Annotated in this window: 16 protein-coding genes; 4 read left to right on the forward strand and 12 right to left on the reverse strand. The window is 73.7% G+C overall.

Annotated features, from left to right (window positions below; all coding sequences use genetic code 11):
- Positions 1-72: 72 nt before the first annotated feature.
- The 5 genes from WCS02_RS02180 to dapE all read right to left on the reverse strand — a co-directional run bounded on the left by WCS02_RS02180 (position 73) and on the right by dapE (position 4,967).
- Positions 73-825, reverse strand: a complete 753-nt coding sequence (locus WCS02_RS02180; protein ID WP_422665411.1) for an LOG family protein — start codon at positions 823-825, stop codon at positions 73-75.
- 1,143 nt (positions 826-1,968) lie between these two features.
- On the reverse strand, positions 1,969-2,247 hold the full coding sequence (locus WCS02_RS02185; protein WP_340289085.1) for a hypothetical protein: 279 nt from the start codon (positions 2,245-2,247) through the stop codon (positions 1,969-1,971).
- A gap of 1 nt (position 2,248) precedes the next feature.
- Positions 2,249-3,082 carry a hypothetical protein gene (locus tag WCS02_RS02190; RefSeq protein ID WP_340289088.1) on the reverse strand — a complete coding sequence of 278 codons (834 nt, stop codon included), beginning with the start codon at positions 3,080-3,082 and terminating at the stop codon, positions 2,249-2,251.
- 476 nt (positions 3,083-3,558) lie between these two features.
- Positions 3,559-3,747, reverse strand: coding sequence for a hypothetical protein (locus WCS02_RS02195; protein WP_340289091.1), 189 nt, complete (start codon positions 3,745-3,747; stop codon positions 3,559-3,561).
- An 89-nt stretch (positions 3,748-3,836) separates the two neighbouring features.
- Entirely contained in the window at positions 3,837-4,967 is a 1,131-nt protein-coding gene (gene dapE / locus WCS02_RS02200; protein WP_340289094.1) for a succinyl-diaminopimelate desuccinylase, read from the reverse strand.
- Positions 4,968-5,054: 87 nt separating this feature from the next.
- Here dapE and WCS02_RS02205 point away from each other — a divergent pair, with 87 nt between their 5' ends.
- The 3 genes from WCS02_RS02205 to WCS02_RS02215 all read left to right on the forward strand — a co-directional run bounded on the left by WCS02_RS02205 (position 5,055) and on the right by WCS02_RS02215 (position 7,490).
- Entirely contained in the window at positions 5,055-5,510 is a 456-nt protein-coding gene (locus WCS02_RS02205; RefSeq protein WP_340289097.1) for a cupin domain-containing protein, read from the forward strand.
- Between the two features lie 10 nt (positions 5,511-5,520).
- Entirely contained in the window at positions 5,521-6,498 is a 978-nt protein-coding gene (gene dapD, locus WCS02_RS02210) for a 2,3,4,5-tetrahydropyridine-2,6-dicarboxylate N-succinyltransferase (RefSeq protein WP_340289100.1), read from the forward strand.
- A gap of 68 nt (positions 6,499-6,566) precedes the next feature.
- Positions 6,567-7,490: a hypothetical protein gene (locus WCS02_RS02215; RefSeq protein ID WP_340289103.1), complete on the forward strand. Its 924-nt coding sequence runs from the start codon at positions 6,567-6,569 to the stop codon at positions 7,488-7,490.
- A gap of 199 nt (positions 7,491-7,689) precedes the next feature.
- Here WCS02_RS02215 and WCS02_RS02220 read toward each other — a convergent pair whose 3' ends face one another.
- The 3 genes from WCS02_RS02220 to fdxA all read right to left on the reverse strand — a co-directional run bounded on the left by WCS02_RS02220 (position 7,690) and on the right by fdxA (position 10,627).
- Positions 7,690-8,982 carry a citrate synthase gene (locus tag WCS02_RS02220; protein WP_340289106.1) on the reverse strand — a complete coding sequence of 431 codons (1,293 nt, stop codon included), beginning with the start codon at positions 8,980-8,982 and terminating at the stop codon, positions 7,690-7,692.
- Between the two features lie 123 nt (positions 8,983-9,105).
- Entirely contained in the window at positions 9,106-10,263 is a 1,158-nt protein-coding gene (dapC, locus tag WCS02_RS02225) for a succinyldiaminopimelate transaminase (RefSeq protein ID WP_340289109.1), read from the reverse strand.
- Positions 10,264-10,300: 37 nt separating this feature from the next.
- Positions 10,301-10,627 carry a ferredoxin gene (gene fdxA / locus WCS02_RS02230; protein ID WP_340289112.1) on the reverse strand — a complete coding sequence of 109 codons (327 nt, stop codon included), beginning with the start codon at positions 10,625-10,627 and terminating at the stop codon, positions 10,301-10,303.
- 62 nt (positions 10,628-10,689) lie between these two features.
- Between fdxA and WCS02_RS02235 the strand changes: the two genes are divergently transcribed.
- The gene (locus WCS02_RS02235) at positions 10,690-10,953 is read left to right on the forward strand and encodes a hypothetical protein (protein WP_340289114.1); all 264 of its coding nucleotides are present in this window, start codon (positions 10,690-10,692) and stop codon (positions 10,951-10,953) included.
- Here WCS02_RS02235 and WCS02_RS02240 read toward each other — a convergent pair.
- From WCS02_RS02240 to WCS02_RS02255, 4 genes are all read right to left on the reverse strand, one after another.
- Entirely contained in the window at positions 10,925-12,652 is a 1,728-nt protein-coding gene (locus WCS02_RS02240; protein WP_340289116.1) for a VanW family protein, read from the reverse strand. The genes WCS02_RS02235 and WCS02_RS02240 overlap by 29 nt on opposite strands.
- A 118-nt stretch (positions 12,653-12,770) precedes the next feature.
- Positions 12,771-13,400, reverse strand: coding sequence for a flavin reductase family protein (locus tag WCS02_RS02245; protein WP_340289119.1), 630 nt, complete (start codon positions 13,398-13,400; stop codon positions 12,771-12,773).
- Positions 13,397-13,876 (reverse strand): hypothetical protein, encoded by a 480-nt coding sequence (locus WCS02_RS02250; RefSeq protein ID WP_340289122.1) that lies wholly within the window; start codon positions 13,874-13,876, stop codon positions 13,397-13,399. Before WCS02_RS02250 ends, WCS02_RS02245 begins: the two co-directional genes overlap by 4 nt.
- Before the next feature lie 32 nt (positions 13,877-13,908).
- Positions 13,909-15,879, reverse strand: coding sequence for an AAA family ATPase (locus WCS02_RS02255; RefSeq protein WP_340289125.1), 1,971 nt, complete (start codon positions 15,877-15,879; stop codon positions 13,909-13,911).
- Positions 15,880-15,901 lie beyond the last annotated feature (22 nt).

The raw sequence follows: 15,901 nt of genomic DNA on the forward strand, positions 1-15,901 counted from the left end.
CGGGCGGGCGATCGTCACACCGGGGGCGGGGTCGTCACGGCGTCGAAACGGCGCGGACCCGGCCCCGTCACCTCACGAGGTCGGGTGCTGCTCCCGGGCCGCCACCATGAGCGCGACGGCCTCGGCGGGGTCGTCGGTGAGCGTCACCAGGTCGAGGTCCTGGGTGGAGATGGTCCCCGCGTCCAGCTGGGTGCCGCGGACCCAGTCGAGCAGCCCGCCCCAGTACTCGGTGCCGACCAGGCAGACGGGGAAGGCGCGGACCTTCCCGGTCTGGACCAGGGTGAGCGCCTCGAACAGCTCGTCGAGGGTGCCCCAGCCGCCCGGCAGGACGACGAAGCCCTGGCTGTACTTGAGGAACATCGTCTTGCGGGCGAAGAAGTAGCGGAAGTTGACGGCCAGGTCGACCCAGTCGTTCATGCCCTGCTCGTGCGGCAGCTCGATCCCCAGGCCCACCGACGTCCCGCCGGCCTCGCAGGCGCCGCGGTTGGCGGCCTCCATGAGGCCCGGCCCGCCGCCGGTGATGACGGCGAACCCCTCGGCCACGAGCCGCCGGCCGATGTCCATGCCCGTGCGGTAGACCTCGGTGTCGACCGCGGTGCGCGCCGAGCCGAACACCGACACCGCGGGACCGAGCTCGGCGAGGGCACCGAAGCCCTCGACGAACTCGCTCTGGATCCGGAGCACGCGCCACGGGTCGGAGTGCACCCAGTCGGCCTCGCCCCGGTTCTCCAGCAGGCGCGTGTCGGTGGTGGACGTCGGCGTCTGCCCGCGCCGGAACCCCACCGGGCCCTGCCGGTGCCAAGCAGACGCATCGTCGGTGACCAGGGGGCCGACCGACCCGCCACTCCCCGCGTCGCCAGGCTCTGAATCTGTCACGCAGGCAGCCTAGAGCCTTCGATGTAGACGCCCATGAGCACCGGTTGCACTCCGTAGTGCACGCATCGTCACAGACGCTGAGCGACTGCCCTGGCTCCAACGGGCGGCAGACAGACAAGCCCCGCGACTAGGTCGACAAGCGGGTCACAATCCTTTCAGCGATGCAGGACTCCCGACGACTAGGGGAGGGGTCAGCATGACCAACACCGGAGCCGAGAACGCAGCTGCGGCGCCGAAGCGCGTCCGCGTGAGCCAGACAGAGGTCCCGAGACACATTCTCGCTGCGGCCCTGCGAGTCGCCCAGGCGCTGGAGGATCGCCACGACGGCAACGCTTCCGCTCCGATCATGGTGGCCGAGAGCGTCGGTAACACCCCCCTGCCTCATCCTGGCGTCGCACTATCACCGGCGCGGCCGTCGCTCGCGGCATCACGAACGGATCGAGATCGTCCGTGAACCCACCGGGGTCTCGGTCTGGTGCAGATCACACCCGTTGGCTAATCACCTGCTCACCGCTTTCCTGGGCGAAGGCGGGTGCACCTAGGCGAAGTCCGAGCGCTGCGGCCACTCGACCGGCGGTGTCCACGATCACCCCCTGGCGACGTTCGATCAAGCCAAGGCTGGTGCGGAAGGCCTAGAAGATCCGCCACCTCATCCAGCGACATGCCTGATTGCGGCCGCTCGGCCGCGAAGGCGTCGGCTGAGGCTCGCGCAGAGGGACGGACGACGGCACGCTCGTTGACCGCACGTGCACGGCAGAGGACCGGACGATGCCCGGCGGGCTAGGGGTCAGCGCCCTTGTCTTCGGTGCCGGGCCACCTTGGGAGCGCCGTCCTCTTGATCAGCCTCGACGGCCCATCCTGGGTGATGCCCCAATTGGCGTTCAGGCGTGCGCGCACAACCGCGAGGCCCACTGTACGAACCTCGCCCGTGTCGGCGCTCGGAACGCTCTCGACACGGCCACCGCCTACCCGCCGCTCAGCTGCCGGATCTTCCCATCGAGTTCCCCTGCCCCCCGGGTGCCGATTCCCGAACACCGGACATGAAGAGGCCCCCTCGCCCGGAAGAGCGAGGGGGCCGGGTCCTGCGGACAATCAGACGTCGACGGTACGTCTACGCCAGGCCTGCCGCAGCAGCGACAGGGCTGGAGGTCCTACCAGGAAGCCCACCAAGCCCATCATGGCTGCCAGCGCCAAGGCTTCGCCCTCGGCAGCGTCGAGCCCGCCCCGGGCCATCACGTACAGGACCACGAAGTACGGGACGAGCAAGGCGAACGTGAACAGCGGCAGCGCGAACCGGGGCGGGAGGGCCTGGTAGGCCAGGCCGACGCCGAGGCTGACGATCAGGACGCCGAGCAGCACGACCCCCAGCATGTCAGCAGGTCCCGAACCACGGGTACATGGCATTGCCGGGGAGGGGGTGGTGGTTGACCCGCAGGCACTTCCCACCGGCCAGCTGACCGGTGCTGATTCCGGCGAACACCCCACAACCGAGGGCGAGCGCCTTACCCGCGGGGTGCGGGGACTTGTTCAGCAGGCCCACGCAGCCCAACGCGTTCCCCATCATGATGTAGGACTCGTTCTTGGTGAAGTACCAGGTGAAGCCATACCAGCGGGTCTTGACGGTCGGGTCGGCGACGACCGGGAAGGCCGTGTTGGCGTCGGTCTCAACGACCTGGATGAGCTTGGGCCCGCGCACCTCGTAGTGCGTGGGGACCGCGACGCCGTTGGCGTCCACGGCCCAGGGGGCTTCGATGGTGCCGACGAGCTCGTTGTCCTTGACCACTGAGATTGTCTGGATGCCCGCCTCTGTGAAGGTCTGCAGCTCAGCGCCGCGGAAAGTCCAGCTGGCCCTGGCACTGGAGTTCTGCAGCACTGCAGACAGGCGGGCGTTCCCCTCGCCCAGGTCGTCCGCGGCATAGGTCATGCTCGACCCGCCGGACAGCAGCAGCTCGCCGCTCGTGCTGGTTGCACCGCCGCCGTCGAAGGCGACGTCGAGGCCGCCGAGCCTGACCCCGGCACCCGCGGGCGCGGGGGCGACGGAGGTGATGTCGGGGGTGACCGTGGCGGCCGGGACGGCTGCCTCGGCTGCGCTGATGGTGCTGTGGATGCTTGTCGTCGATGCTTGTGCCGGCGTCACGAGCATCGTCGCGGTGACGGCGACCGCCGCAAGCATGACGCCCGCACGTCGACTGGTCCTCAGGTACATGTCGTTCCCCTCGTCCCCCCCCGAACCCGTTGTTCGGGAACCAGCGGACCGTACTGGCAAAGTTGGACCCCTGTCAGTACCCGTCAGCGCGTGCTGACAAGGTCGTTGACGAAGCCGGGCAGACCGGGCGCCCCACCCGGCAACAGTCGCGTAGATGCCCCGAGTCAGATGACTCCCCGGAAGACCCCCGTGCCGAAGCTGCGCGAACATGGCGCCCGCCCAGGTGCCCTGGAGAGGCTGGCTGTCAAGCGCCTAGAAGACCGTGAGCGATACCGCCGGGCCCCCCCGCCCTGGAGTCTCACAAGCCGCGAGCTGAGCGGCGGCGGCTGTGCGCTCGCTCTGGCGCAAGACACAGAGCCGTCGACGCTGACCCATGGTCGACGGGAACTGGAGCACAACTAGGCCGCACTCGAAGAGTGGCTACGACCCGATCACCGACGAAGGGCCGTTGAGACGAAGGCCGTTGACCTGCGAAACTAATTGGCGCGCGTCACAGACCTCCACGGGTCGGAGTGCACCCAGTCGGCCTCGCCCCGGTTCTCCAGCAGGCGCGTGTCGGTGGTGGACGTAGGCGTCTGCCCGCGCCGGAAGCCCACCGGGCCCGGCCTGTGCCAGTCCTTCTCGTCCGGCCCCGGTCGGGTGGTCGCACCAGCCTCGTCGCTCACCCGCCCACCCTAGGCGCGGCGGGCCCGGGCGCCTCGGCCGCGCCGGGCGGGCCACCCGGTCCACCGGGAGCCCTGTGGCTGTAGGCGCCTCAGCCGCGCAGCCAGGCGACGAGGCCCTCGGTGCAGGCGACGAGCTGCGCGACCGGCACCCGCTCGTCGTCCGCGTGGGCCAGCTGCGGGTCACCGGGGCCGAAGTTCACGGCGGGCACGCCGAGCGCGGAGAACCGGGCCACGTCGGTCCAGCCGAGCTTGGCGCGAGGCGCGCCGCCCGCGACCGGGCCGACGGCCTCGACGAACGCGCGGGCGGCGGGCAGGTCCAGACCCGGGCGGGCGCCCTCGGCGACGTCGAGCAGCTCGAGCTCCACGTCGAGGCCGGCGAAGACCTCCTGCACGTGGGCGAACGCCTCCGCTGAGCTGCGGTCGGGGGCGAAGCGGTGGTTGACGTGCACGGTGCAGACGTCCGGGACCATGTTGCCCGCGATGCCGCCGCGGATCCCGACCGCCTGCAGGCCCTCGTGGTACTCCAGCCCGTCGACGACCGGGCGGCGGGGCTCGTACGCCTGCAGCCGCGCCAGCACGTCCCCGACGGCGTGGATCGCGTTGACCCCGCGCCAGGCGCGCGCGGAGTGCGCGGTGCGGCCGCGCACGGTGACGTCGACCCGGAGCGTGCCCTGGCAGCCGCCCTCGACCAGGCCCCCGGTCGGCTCCCCCAGCACGGCCAGGTCGGCGGCGAGCCAGCCGGGCAGCGTCCGCGCGAGCCGACCGAGGCCGTTGCGCTCGGACTCGACCTCCTCGCAGTCGTAGAACACGTACGTCACGTCGCGGACCGGCTCGGGGACGGTGCAGGCGGCGACCAGCGCCATCGCCACGCCGCCCTTCATGTCCGTCGTCCCGCGGCCCCACAGCACGTCCCCGCCGTCGGGGTCGTCGCCCTCCCCGGGCGCCTCGAGGCGGCCGGGGACGTTGTCGGCGACCGGGACGGTGTCGATGTGCCCCGCGACGAGCACCCGCTCGGGCCGGTCGAGCGAGGTCCGCGCGAGCACGGCGTCGCCGTCCCGGACGACCTCCAGGTGCGCCTGGGCGCGCAGCAGCGCCTCGACGGCGTCCGCGACCGCGCCCTCGTCGCCGGACACGCTGGGGATGTCGACGAGCGCCCGGGTGAGGGCGACCGGGTCGGGCAGCGGCAGGGCGGCGGGCGGGAAGAACGAGGAGCTGGTCATCCGTCGACGGTACCGACGCCGCGGTCCTGGTCGTGGTGGCGGTCGTGGTCGTGGTGGTGGTGGTGCTGGTCGTGGCAGCGTGCGGGCATGAGCATCGACCTGGACGTCGTGGTGGGCGCGGCCGGCGAGGGCGAGCGGCTCGTGCTGCCGTTCGGCGAGGTGCTGGTGCGCCTGTCGGGGGCGGACACCGAGGGGGCCCTGTCGGTCGTGGAGATGCGGCTGGCCCCGCGCACGGTCGGCGCCGCCCTGCACGTGCACCACGACCACCAGGAGTACTTCGAGGTCCGTGAGGGCGAGCTCACCGTCGACCTCGCCGCGGGCAGCCGGACGGTCGGTCCCGACGGGATCGTCTCGGTTCCGCGCGGGCACGCGCACGGCTTCCGCAACGGCACCGACCGGTGGACGACGTTCGTCGGCCTGTTCACCCCGGCGGGCTACGAGGACTACTTCCGCGAGGTCGCCCGCCTGGCCGCGACGGGTGCGGCTGTGACGCCGGACGTGCTGGCCGGGCTGCGCGCCGGGTACGGCACCGAGGCTGTCTAGGCTCACCCCCATGAGCCGACCTGCCTCCGGGACCGCACTCGTCAGCGTCGTCGACGGGCAGGTGCACGGGTCAGACGCCGACGGCCGCGTGCTGGACGCCTGGTTCCCCGCCCCCCGCCTGGGCGAGGCCGGCGTGGACGCCGCGTGGGAGGAGCGCCTGCTCCCGCTCGCCGGGCTCGACGAGGCGCGCGGGGTGCGCCGCGAGGTCCGCGACGTCGTCGTCGACCTGGACACCGCCCCGGCCGACGCCGTCGACGCCTACCTTCGCCTGCACCTGCTGAGCCACCGGCTCGTCGCGCCCCACGAGGTCAACCTCGACGGGCTGTTCGGGACGCTGACCACGGTGGTGTGGACCAACCACGGCCCCGCCCCCGTCGAAGACTTCGCCGAGACCCGCATCCGGCTGCTGGCCGCGCACCCCGGCGACCGGGTCGTCGTCACCTCCGTCGACAAGTTCCCCCGCATGACGGACTACGTCGTGCCCTCCGGCGTCCGGATCGGCGACGCGGACCGGGTCCGCCTGGGTGCGCACCTGGCCGAGGGGACCGTCGTCATGCACGAGGGCTTCGTCAACTTCAACGCCGGCACGCTCGGCACGTCGATGGTCGAGGGCCGGGTGAGCGCGGGCGTCGTCGTCGGCGAGGGCTCGGACGTCGGTGGCGGCGCGTCCATCATGGGCACGCTGTCCGGCGGCGGCACCGAGGTGATCCGGGTCGGGGCGCGCTGCCTGATCGGCGCCAACGCCGGCCTCGGCATCTCGCTCGGTGACGACTGCGTCGTCGAGGCGGGGCTGTACCTCACGGCCGCCACCAAGGTCGCGCTGCTGCCGGGGACGCTGCCGGGCAAGGCGTCACAGACCCTGGTCAAGGCCAGCGAGCTCACCGGCGCCAGCGGCCTGCTGTTCCGCCGCAACTCGGTGACCGGCCAGGTGGAGGCCCTGCCCCGCAACGGTGTCGGGGTCCACCTCAACCCCGCCCTGCACTCCTGAGGACGCTGTCCCCGCCGCCGACGGCGGGCGCCCGGGCGGTCCGCCTGCTCGTCGCGCTCGTCGTCGTCGTGCTGCTGGTCGTCGGCCTCGTGGTGGGCCTGGTGGCGCTGGCGTCCCGGTGGACCCGTGCCCCCGAGCCCGTCGCGCAGCCGGTGTGCCGCGCCGAGGTGCCCGCGCCGGACGACGGCGGCGTGCTGCGCGCCGAGTTCTCCCCCGAGCGCACGGCCAACGCCGCGCTGGTCGTCGGCATGGCGGACCGCCGTGGCCTGCCGGCGCGCGCGGCGACGATCGGCATCGCCACCGCCATCCAGGAGTCCGGCCTGGTCAACATCGACTACGGCGACCGCGACTCGCTCGGGCTGTTCCAGCAGCGCCCGTCGCAGGGCTGGGGCACGGAGGAGCAGGTCCAGGACCCGGTGTACGCCACGGGCGCCTTCTACGACGCCCTGGTCGAGATCGACGGGTACACCGAGCTGGAGATCACCGACGCCGCCCAGCAGGTCCAGCGCAGCGGCTTCCCCGAGGCCTACGCCGACCACGAGGGCGAGGGCCGCGCGCTGGCCAGCAGCCTGTACGGGCTGTCCCCGGCCACGCTGGTCTGCGAGCTGCCGCCGCTGGAGCGGGCCGGCGGCGAGCAGCCGGCCGACGCTGCCGCGGCCGACATGGTGTCCGCGCTGCAGACCTGGGCGACCGAGGGCTGGCAGGCCTCCGCGGTCGAGGCCGGGGCGCCGGCCGAGGGCGAGGAGGCGGACCCCTCGAGCGCAGCGACCGTCGTGCTGGACGCCGCCGGTGCCGCCGAGCCCGGCCGGACGGCGTGGGCGCTGGCCCACTCGGCCGTCGCGCTCGCCGAGCGGCACCGCGTGGTCCGGGTCGAGGTGGACGGTCGTGTCTGGGACCGGGGCGAGGCCGAGGCCGGCTGGTCCGTGGTCGAGACCGGCGAGGGCGGGGCACCCGCGGCCGGGGACGGGCGGGTCCGGGTCACGACCGGCTGACGCGGGGCCGACGATCTCGGGCCCGCTCGCACCTGACCCGACCGGAGCCGCGACCCCGCCCGACGATCTCGGGCCCGCTCGCAGGTCCTCTACGCGGGAGGGGCGGGGACGGTTGCAGCGAGGCCGGGTACAGCGAGGGCCGGCCGGGATGTCCCCCGACCGGCCCAGTGCTGCTGCTGCTGCTGGCTGCTCCGCAGTCTCAGCGCGCGTCCATGGCGACGTAGTCGCGCTCGGCGGCGCCGGTGTAGACCTGGCGCGGGCGGCCGATCTTGGTGCTGGGGTCGGCGATCATCTCGCGCCACTGCGCGATCCAGCCGGGCAGGCGGCCGATGGCGAACAGGACGGTGAACATCTCCGTGGGGAAGCCCATCGCCTGGTAGATGAGGCCCGTGTAGAAGTCGACGTTCGGGTAGAGCTTGCGCGAGACGAAGTAGTCGTCGGCCAGCGCGATGGTCTCGAGCTCCTTGGCGATGTCGAGCAGCTCGTTGCCGGCCGCCTTCTCGAACATCTCGTCGGCGGTCTTCTTGATGATCGCCGCGCGCGGGTCGTAGTTCTTGTAGACCCGGTGGCCGAACCCCATGAGGCGCACGCCGGGGGTCTTCTTCTTCACCTTCTCCATGAACGACTCGACGGTCTCGTCGGAGTCGCGGATGGTGGTGAGCATCTCCAGCACCGCGGAGTTGGCGCCGCCGTGCAGCGGGCCGGACAGCGCGTGGATCCCGGCGGACACGCTGGCGAACAGGTTCGCCTGGGCGGAGCCGACGAGACGGACCGTCGAGGTCGAGCAGTTCTGCTCGTGGTCGGCGTGGAGGATGAAGAGCTGGTCCAGCGCCTTGACCATGAGCGGGTCGGCCTCGTACGGCTCGGCGGGCAGCCCGAACGTCATGCGCAGGAAGTTCTCGACCAGGGACTGCGAGTTGTCCGGGTAGAGGAACGGCTGGCCGATGTTCTTCTTGTACGAGTAGGCCGCGATGGTCGGCAGCTTGGCGAGCAGGCGGACGGTCGAGATCTCGACCTGCTCGTTGTCGAAGGGGTCCAGGGAGTCCTGGTAGAAGGTCGACAGCGCGGAGACCGCGCTGGACAGCTGCGGCATCGGGTGCGCGTTGCGCGGGAAGCCGTCGAAGAACCGCTTGAGGTCCTCGTGCAGCATCGTGTGGCGCTGGACCCGGCCGGTGAACTCCTCGAGCTGGGTCGCGGTGGGGAGCTCGCCGTAGATGAGCAGGTAGCTGACCTCGAGGAACGTGCTGCCCTCGGCCAGCTGCTCGATCGGGTAGCCCCGGTAGCGCAGGATGCCGGCGTCGCCGTCGATGTACGTGATCTCCGACCGGCAGGACGCGGTGTTGACGAACCCGGTGTCCAGGGTCACCTTGCCCGTCGTCGCCAGCAGCTTGCCGATGTCGAGCCCGTCCGAGCCGTCCGTCGCCTCCACGACCGGGAGCTGGAGCGGCTCACCGTGGCCGGTGATCGCGTACGTCTGCGTGGCGTCGGGCATCGGTGCTCCTGCGGTCGGCGGCTGTGTCGTCTCGCTCGTCGTGCTGTGCGGTCCCCGCGGTGGGGCTGCGGGACGTCGTGCTCACCGGGCGCCTGCCGGGGCCGGCTCCGGAGGGTGCCGAGGCTACCCGCTGGTACGGGGGGCGGCGTCATGCAGGCGCCGGGCCGCGGCCTGGACGCGCTCGTCGGTCGCGGTGAGCGCGACGCGCACGTGGCCTGCCCCGGAGGCGCCGTAGAAGCTGCCGGGGGCCACGAGGACACCGAGGTACGCCAGGCGCCCGACGGTCGACCAGCAGTCCGCCGGCCCGTCGGAGGAGGCCGGGGTGGCCCACAGGTACAGGCCCGCCTCGGAGTGGTCGACCCGCAGCCCGGCCGCCTCGAGCGCCGGCAGCAGCACGGCCCGCCGCGCGGCGTACCGGGCCTTCTGCTCGGCCACGTGGGAGTCCTCGCCGAGGGAGGCCGCGAGCACGGCCTGGACCGGCGCGGGCACGATCATGCCCAGGTGCTTCCGGAGGCCGACGAGGTGCTGCACGAGCACCGGGTCCCCGGCGACGAAGCCCGCCCGGTAGCCGGCGAGGTTGGACCGCTTGGACGCCGAGCAGACGGCCAGGACGCCCGTGAGGTCCCCGCCGGTGACCCGGGGGTCCAGCACGCTCGGCACCCGCTCGCCGCCGGCGGCCGGGTCCCACCGCTCGGTCCAGCCCAGGTCGCAGTAGCACTCGTCGGACGCGACGACCGCGCCGCGGGCCCGCGCCCACGCGACGACCTTGGCCAGGTGCTCGACCGGGAGCACCTTCCCGGTGGGGTTGGCCGGGCTGTTGAGCCAGACCAGCCGCACCGCCCCGTCCGGTCCCAGCGACGTCGTGGAGTCCGACGGCACCGGCCTCGCGCCGGCGATCCGGGCTCCCACGTCGTAGGTCGGGTACGCGGTCTCCGGGTGCACGACGACGTCCCCCGCGCCCAGTCCCAGCAGGGACGGCAGCCAGGCGACGAGCTCCTTGGACCCGACCACCGGCATGACGCCGAGGCCCGGCAGCGGACCGGTGCCGCGCACCCGCTCGAACCACGCGGCCACCGCCCGGTGCACCTCGGCGGTGCCGGCGACGGTCGGGTACCCGGGCGCGTCCGCGGCGGCGGCGAGCGCCTCCTGCAGCAGCGGAGGCGTGCTGTCGACCGGCGTGCCGACGCTCAGGTCGACGATGCCGTCCGGGTGCGCCCGCGCCCGCTCCCCGTACGGGGCGAGCGCGTCCCAGGGGAAATCGGGCAGACCGGTGAAGGGCATCGGGCGGCTGCTCCGGGTCCTCCGGCGGGTCCTGCTGTCAGCTGCCCTCGGCCTGGGGCGGCAGCGCAGCGACCGTGGGGTGGTCGTAGTCCAGCGCACCCGTCTTGGCGGCGCCGCCGGGGCTGCCCAGCTCGGAGAAGAACTCGACGTTGGCGTCGTAGAACGGCTTCCACTGCTCGGGGACGTCGTCCTCGTAGTAGATCGCCTCGACGGGGCAGACCGGCTCGCAGGCACCGCAGTCGACGCACTCGTCGGGGTGGATGTACAGCGACCGCTTGCCCTCGTAGATGCAGTCGACCGGGCACTCCTCGATGCAGGCCTTGTCCTTGAGGTCGACGCACGGCTGGGCGATGACGTAGGTCACGGTGAGGGCTCCTCGGGTGGTGGCAGGCGGGTCAGGTGGTGCTCGTCCCTAGGATGCCGGACGTGGACCCGTCTGTCGCAGCCGGTCTCCCGGGCTGGGTGGGTCGGCGTGTCGTGGTGCGCCACCTGCTGCCCGACGGGCGCGCCACCGACGTCCTCGGCACGCTCGTGGCCGTCGACGGGACCCGGCTCGAGGTCCGTCGCGACAGGCTGCACGCCGGCGAGGACGAGTCCGCCCGCGTCGTGCGGGTCGCCCTCGGTGCCGTCCTGCTGGCGAAGCCCGTCCCCCCGCCGCCGGTCAGGCGGCCGGCCGGGGACCGCAGATGATCCGGTCGGCGGGGATGTAGCGCCAGGTCTCGGTCTCCCGCTTGACCTCGGCGCCGCCCTGCCGCCAGATCCGCGTGGTGTCGATGGTGAACCCGTCGATCGGGCTCTGGCCGCGGCAGTCTGACGACGGGTCGTACACGGTGGTGCCCGAGGTCGCGGAGTAGCGGCCGGAGCTCACGGCCTCCACGTCCCACGTCTTGGTGCCCCAGAAGGTCACGGTGATCTGGCCGCCGCCGACCCCGGCCTGGATCAGGATCGCCGTGCTGGTGTCGTTGCGGAACGCCATGTCGACCCGGGGGCTGTAGTTGAGCGTCGACTCGCGCCCGGCGGGGTAGCGCGGGATGTAGAGGCTGTGCGGCTTGAACGCCGTGATCTCCAGGCCGGCGAAGAAGGCGGCGTTGTAGGTCGTGGTGGCCACCTGCGACACCCCGCCCCCGACGCCCTCGGACAGGATGCCGTTGCTGATGACGCCCGCGGCGCGGTAGCCCTTCGCCGTCGTCCGCTCGCCGAGCGCGTCGTTGAGGCTGAACTCCTCGCCCGGCAGGACGAGGGTCCCGTCGATGGTGCGCGAGGCGACCGCGAGGTTGTTGGTCCGGTCGGGGTTGTCCGGGTAGTTCGTCGAGAAGGTGGACACGACCTCCTTGACGCCGAGCGCCTGCGCCTCCTCGGTGGTGAGCTCCGGCTCGACGACGGCGCCCTCGACCACGGCCCGGCGGTCGGTGCCCGGCTGGAGGGCGGCCACCGACGCCTGCGACAGCGGTCCGGCCGGCAGCGAGCGGCCGAGCGCGCCGGGGACCACGGTGGGCGCGCCGCCGGCGAGCTCGATGCGCGCGTCCGCGGGGGCCTGCTCCAGGGCCGGGTCGACCGCCAGGGTCGCGGCACGCAGGGCGTCGCCGTCGACAGCGAGGCCCAGGGTGCCGCCCTCGCCCGGGTCCATCGCCAGGGTGGGCCCGAACTGCTCGGGGGCGAGCCCGACCTCGCGGTCGCCGACGACGACGACGAGCGGCGCCGCGACCGCGGCCTGGGCCAGCTCCATGCCGGCGTCGACGTCCTCCTGGCCGACCTGCACCGCGCGGGTGTCCGCGGGCAGCGGGACGGGCCCGTCGGTGGCCAGCCACATGGCGCGGACGGCGGCCGCGGCACCGGCGACGTCGACCTCGCGGCCCTCGACCGGCTCGACGCGGGTCGGCACGCCGCCGGGGAACGTGACGTCCCCGTCGACCGGCTCGACGCCCAGCCGGCCCGCGACCTCGGCGAGCGCCGCCTCGAGGGCGGGCTCGTCGACGTCGGTGGCCACCGAGAGGTCACCGGCGCCGACGACGTGACGCCACATCCGCGCCGGCTCGAGCGAGAAGCCCGTCACCGAACCGACCGTGCTCGCCAGGTCGACGCCCAGGCCCGCGGCGGCGGGGTCGAGGGAGTCGACGTCCTCGCCGACCGAGACCTCGACGGGGTCCTCGGCGCGGGGGGCGACCTCGGCCTCGAGCAGGGCGACGGCGTCGTCGGCGGACCGGCCGCCGATGTCGACCCCGGCCGCCGAGGTGCCGAAGGGGACACGGTCGGCCAGCGCGTACGCGGCGCCGACGTAGACCCCGACGACGACCACGGCGACGGCCAGCAGGGCGAGCAGCGGCCCGACCCAGCCACGGCCGCCGGCCGAGCCGACGGTCTCCGGACGGGAGGTGGTGCTCGTGCTCATGGGTACCCCGCAGTGGACGCCGGGCGGGGGTCCCCCCGCCCGGCGCCAGGATAGGTGCCGGACGGCGCATCCCTCGTGGGTCCGCGGCAGGCCGTCGGGAACGAATGGGTAACGGGGGTCAGAGCGGGCCGGTCAGGCCCCGGTACCCGCTGGCGAACCAGACGAGCGGGGCGGCGTCCTCGACGTCGCCGTCGAGCTCGAGGCCCCGGACGGCGCCGACGACGATGGTGTGGTCGCCCGCGGGGTGGGCGGCCTCGACCTCGCACTCCATCCGGACCAGGCTGCCCCGGACCAGCGGCAGCCCGAGCACGGCGCCCGTGACCGTGGGCACCCGGGACAGCTGGCCGACCAGCGGCCGGCCCCGGCTGGCGAGCCACGAGCTGACCCGGGTCTGGTCGGCGGCGAGGACGGACACCCCGAACCGGCCGTCGTCCAGCACGGCGTCGTGCACGCGGGAGTCCTGCTCGAGGCAGACCAACAAGGTGGGCGGGTCCAGGCTCACCGAGGTGACCGAGTTGGCCGTCATGGCGTGCGGGTGCCGGCCCCGGGCGGTGACCACCGTGACGCCGGTCGGGTAGCGCGACATCGCGGCGCGGAAGCCGTCGCGGTCGACGGGGACGGCGGGCTGCGGGCCGTCGGCCTGTGGCGCGTCGGTCTGTGGTGCGCCGGTCTGTGGCGCTCCGGTCTGTGGCGCGTCGGACTGCGGGCCGTCGGTCACCGGGCCGTCGGTTACGGGGCCGTCGGTCACCGGGTGGCCCCCGCCCGGGCGCGCGCCGGGCCGCCGGCCGACCGCTGCCGGGCGCGCAGGCCGACTGCCGTGGCCATCGGGGCGGCGAAGGCGGGCAGCAGCACCGCGAGCAGGATCCAGGCGGTCGACTCCGGCAGCCCGGTGAGGACGAGGTCGCCCTCGGCGGTGGGGAGCAGGAGCAGGCCCAGGACCACGCCCCGCCCGGCCGCCACCGCGAGCAGGGCGTGCCCGGGACCCGGCCGCCTGCCCAGGCTGGCCGCCGCGACCATGACGTCGCAGGCGAGCACCATGCCCAGCGCCAGCAGCACCCCGTACGGGACGAGGACGCCGAGCACGCCCTCCCGGGCCAGGTGGACGGCGGTGCCGAGCAGACCGGTCAGGGCGCCGAGCAGGAGCAGGGCCACGGTAGGACCGGCCGTCGCCCGGAGGACGGACCTCCCGCCACGGCGGCGGGCGTCGTCCCCGGCGGTCGGCACCGGCCCAGGGTAGGGCCGTCGTCGGGACCCGGTCAGCGGGTCCGGGTCCCGACGACGGAGCGCAGGTCGACCACCTCGACGGCGGCCGGCTGGAGGTCCGGGACGTCGCCCAGCGGCGACGGGCCCTGGGCCGCGGCGGCCTCGAGGACGTCCGTGATCTCGTGGCCGACGAGCTCGTGCCGCTCGAGCAGCGCGTCGCGCAGCGCCTCGACCAGGTGGCGGTGCTGCACGAGCAGGCCGCGGACGGCGCCCTTCTGCTCGTGCAGCAGGGCCTCGACCTCCGCGCGCGCCGACCGGTCGCCGAGCACCTGCGACACGAGCCCGCCGCCGAACGGCCCGCCGCCGGCACCGACGAGGGACACCAGCGACTCGCCCATCCCGGCCGCGCCGACCATCTGCGCCGCCGTGGCCGTCGCGAAGGCCAGGTCTCCCCCGGGCCCGGTCGACACGTCGCCGAAGAACAGCTCCTCGGCCACCTGGCCGCCGAAGGCGATCTGCACCATGCCGGCCAGCTCCGAGCGGGAGCGGGTGTAGACGTCCTCGCGGTCCCCGTGCGCGAGCAGCCCGAGGGAGCCGGCGCGCTTGATGATCGTGAGGATCTCCAGCCGGCGGGCGGGCGCCACGAGCCAGGCGACGGTCGCGTGCCCCGCCTCGTGGGTGGCGATGAGGCGCTCCTCGTGGGCGGTGTAGCCGACGGGGTGGCCGAGGCCGACCTCGACGAGCATGCGGGCCCGCTCGAGGTCCTTCCAGCCCATCCGTCCGCCACCGCGCGCCATGGCGCCGATGAGCGCCTCGTCGAGCAGGTTCTCGATCATCACGGGGGTGTAGCCCTGGGTGACCCCGGCCAGCGCGTCGCGGCGCTCCGGGTCGTCGAGCTCGGGGGCGTGGCGCTTGGTCGCCAGGTAGAAGTCGATGATCTCGCGGCGGCCGCCCTTGTCCGGGGCGTCGAAGGCGAGACGCCGGTCGAAGCGGCCGGGGCGCAGGAGCGCCGGGTCGAGGGCGTCGGCGCGGTTGGTCGCGGCGATGAGGAGGATGTCGGCCGTCGGCGTGCGGGGCCGCGCGAGGCGACGGTGCTCCGGCAGCACGAGGTTGAGGGTGTCGACGACCCAGCGGTGCACCCGCTGCGACGGCGACGGGGTGTCGAAGGACTGCATCTGCACGAGGAGCTCGTTGACGACGCCGCCGACGCCCTCGCTGGTCATCGCCGTGGTGACGCTGCCGGCCGGGTGCACGAGGCCCGCCGTGCTCGTGCCGGTGGCCGCCCCGGACAGCACGGTCCCGCCGAGGCCGGCCAGGCCGCCGCAGGACACGTGGTGGGAGCCGACGGGGTGCCAGGCCGTGCTGGCCTGCATGCCGCCGCGCACCGTGGCGATCGCGTCGATCTCCTCGATGAAGCCGATGGCGCCGCCCTCGGCGCGGGCGGCCTTCCGCAGCGCGGCGAAGTAGCTGCGGATCTTGCCCGCGGTCGCGCCGTAGTACATGGACTGGAACGAGGTCGCGGAGACGAAGAGGAACGGGACGCCGGCCTCGCGGGCCATCGCCTTGGCGGTGTACGTCTTGCCGGTACCGGGGGGGCCCTCGAAGAGCACGCCCCGGCGGGGGGTCCCGCCCAGCTCTTCGCGGAACGAGCGGCCGCCGAGGAACAGGTCGAGGGTGCGCTCCACCTCGTCGCGCACCGGGCCGAGACCCTTGACGTCGTCGAGGGTGACGTCGATGTCCTCGGGGCGGTAGGTGACGTGCGGGCTCCGCCGGGCGGCGACCTGGGTGCCGATCAGGGCCAGCAGCATGACGAGGAAGAACACCCCGACGATGAGGTACAGCGGGTCGACCACGGGCATGGCCGGCAGCAGCGGCTGGTCGGTCACCGCACGCCACGACGCCCACGCCAGGACCGGCAGCAGGACCAGCGCGAGGCGTCCGAGCCGGCGCTGGCGCAGCCGCTCGCGGGCGACGCCGACGTCCCGGCCGGACCGCGCGCGGACCATGGGCGCTCGTCTGCTCATGCTGACCTCCTGGGTGACGGGG

The organism is Aquipuribacter hungaricus (genome assembly GCF_037860755.1).
In the GTDB taxonomy this organism is placed as follows: domain Bacteria; phylum Actinomycetota; class Actinomycetes; order Actinomycetales; family JBBAYJ01; genus Aquipuribacter; species Aquipuribacter hungaricus.

Excerpts from the sequence above, each read along its gene's own strand:
- WCS02_RS02185 (WP_340289085.1), bottom strand. The coding sequence starts at position 2,247 with ATGCTGGGGGTCGTGCTGCTCGGCGTCCTGATCGTCAGCCTCGGCGTC.
- WCS02_RS02190 (WP_340289088.1), bottom strand. The coding sequence starts at position 3,082 with ATGTACCTGAGGACCAGTCGACGTGCGGGCGTCATGCTTGCGGCGGTC.
- dapE (WP_340289094.1), bottom strand. The coding sequence starts at position 4,967 with ATGACCAGCTCCTCGTTCTTCCCGCCCGCCGCCCTGCCGCTGCCCGAC.
- WCS02_RS02205 (WP_340289097.1), top strand. The coding sequence starts at position 5,055 with ATGAGCATCGACCTGGACGTCGTGGTGGGCGCGGCCGGCGAGGGCGAG.
- dapD (WP_340289100.1), top strand. The coding sequence starts at position 5,521 with ATGAGCCGACCTGCCTCCGGGACCGCACTCGTCAGCGTCGTCGACGGG.
- WCS02_RS02220 (WP_340289106.1), bottom strand. The coding sequence starts at position 8,982 with ATGCCCGACGCCACGCAGACGTACGCGATCACCGGCCACGGTGAGCCG.
- dapC (WP_340289109.1), bottom strand. The coding sequence starts at position 10,263 with ATGCCCTTCACCGGTCTGCCCGATTTCCCCTGGGACGCGCTCGCCCCG.
- WCS02_RS02240 (WP_340289116.1), bottom strand. The coding sequence starts at position 12,652 with ATGAGCACGAGCACCACCTCCCGTCCGGAGACCGTCGGCTCGGCCGGC.
- WCS02_RS02255 (WP_340289125.1), bottom strand. The coding sequence starts at position 15,879 with ATGAGCAGACGAGCGCCCATGGTCCGCGCGCGGTCCGGCCGGGACGTC.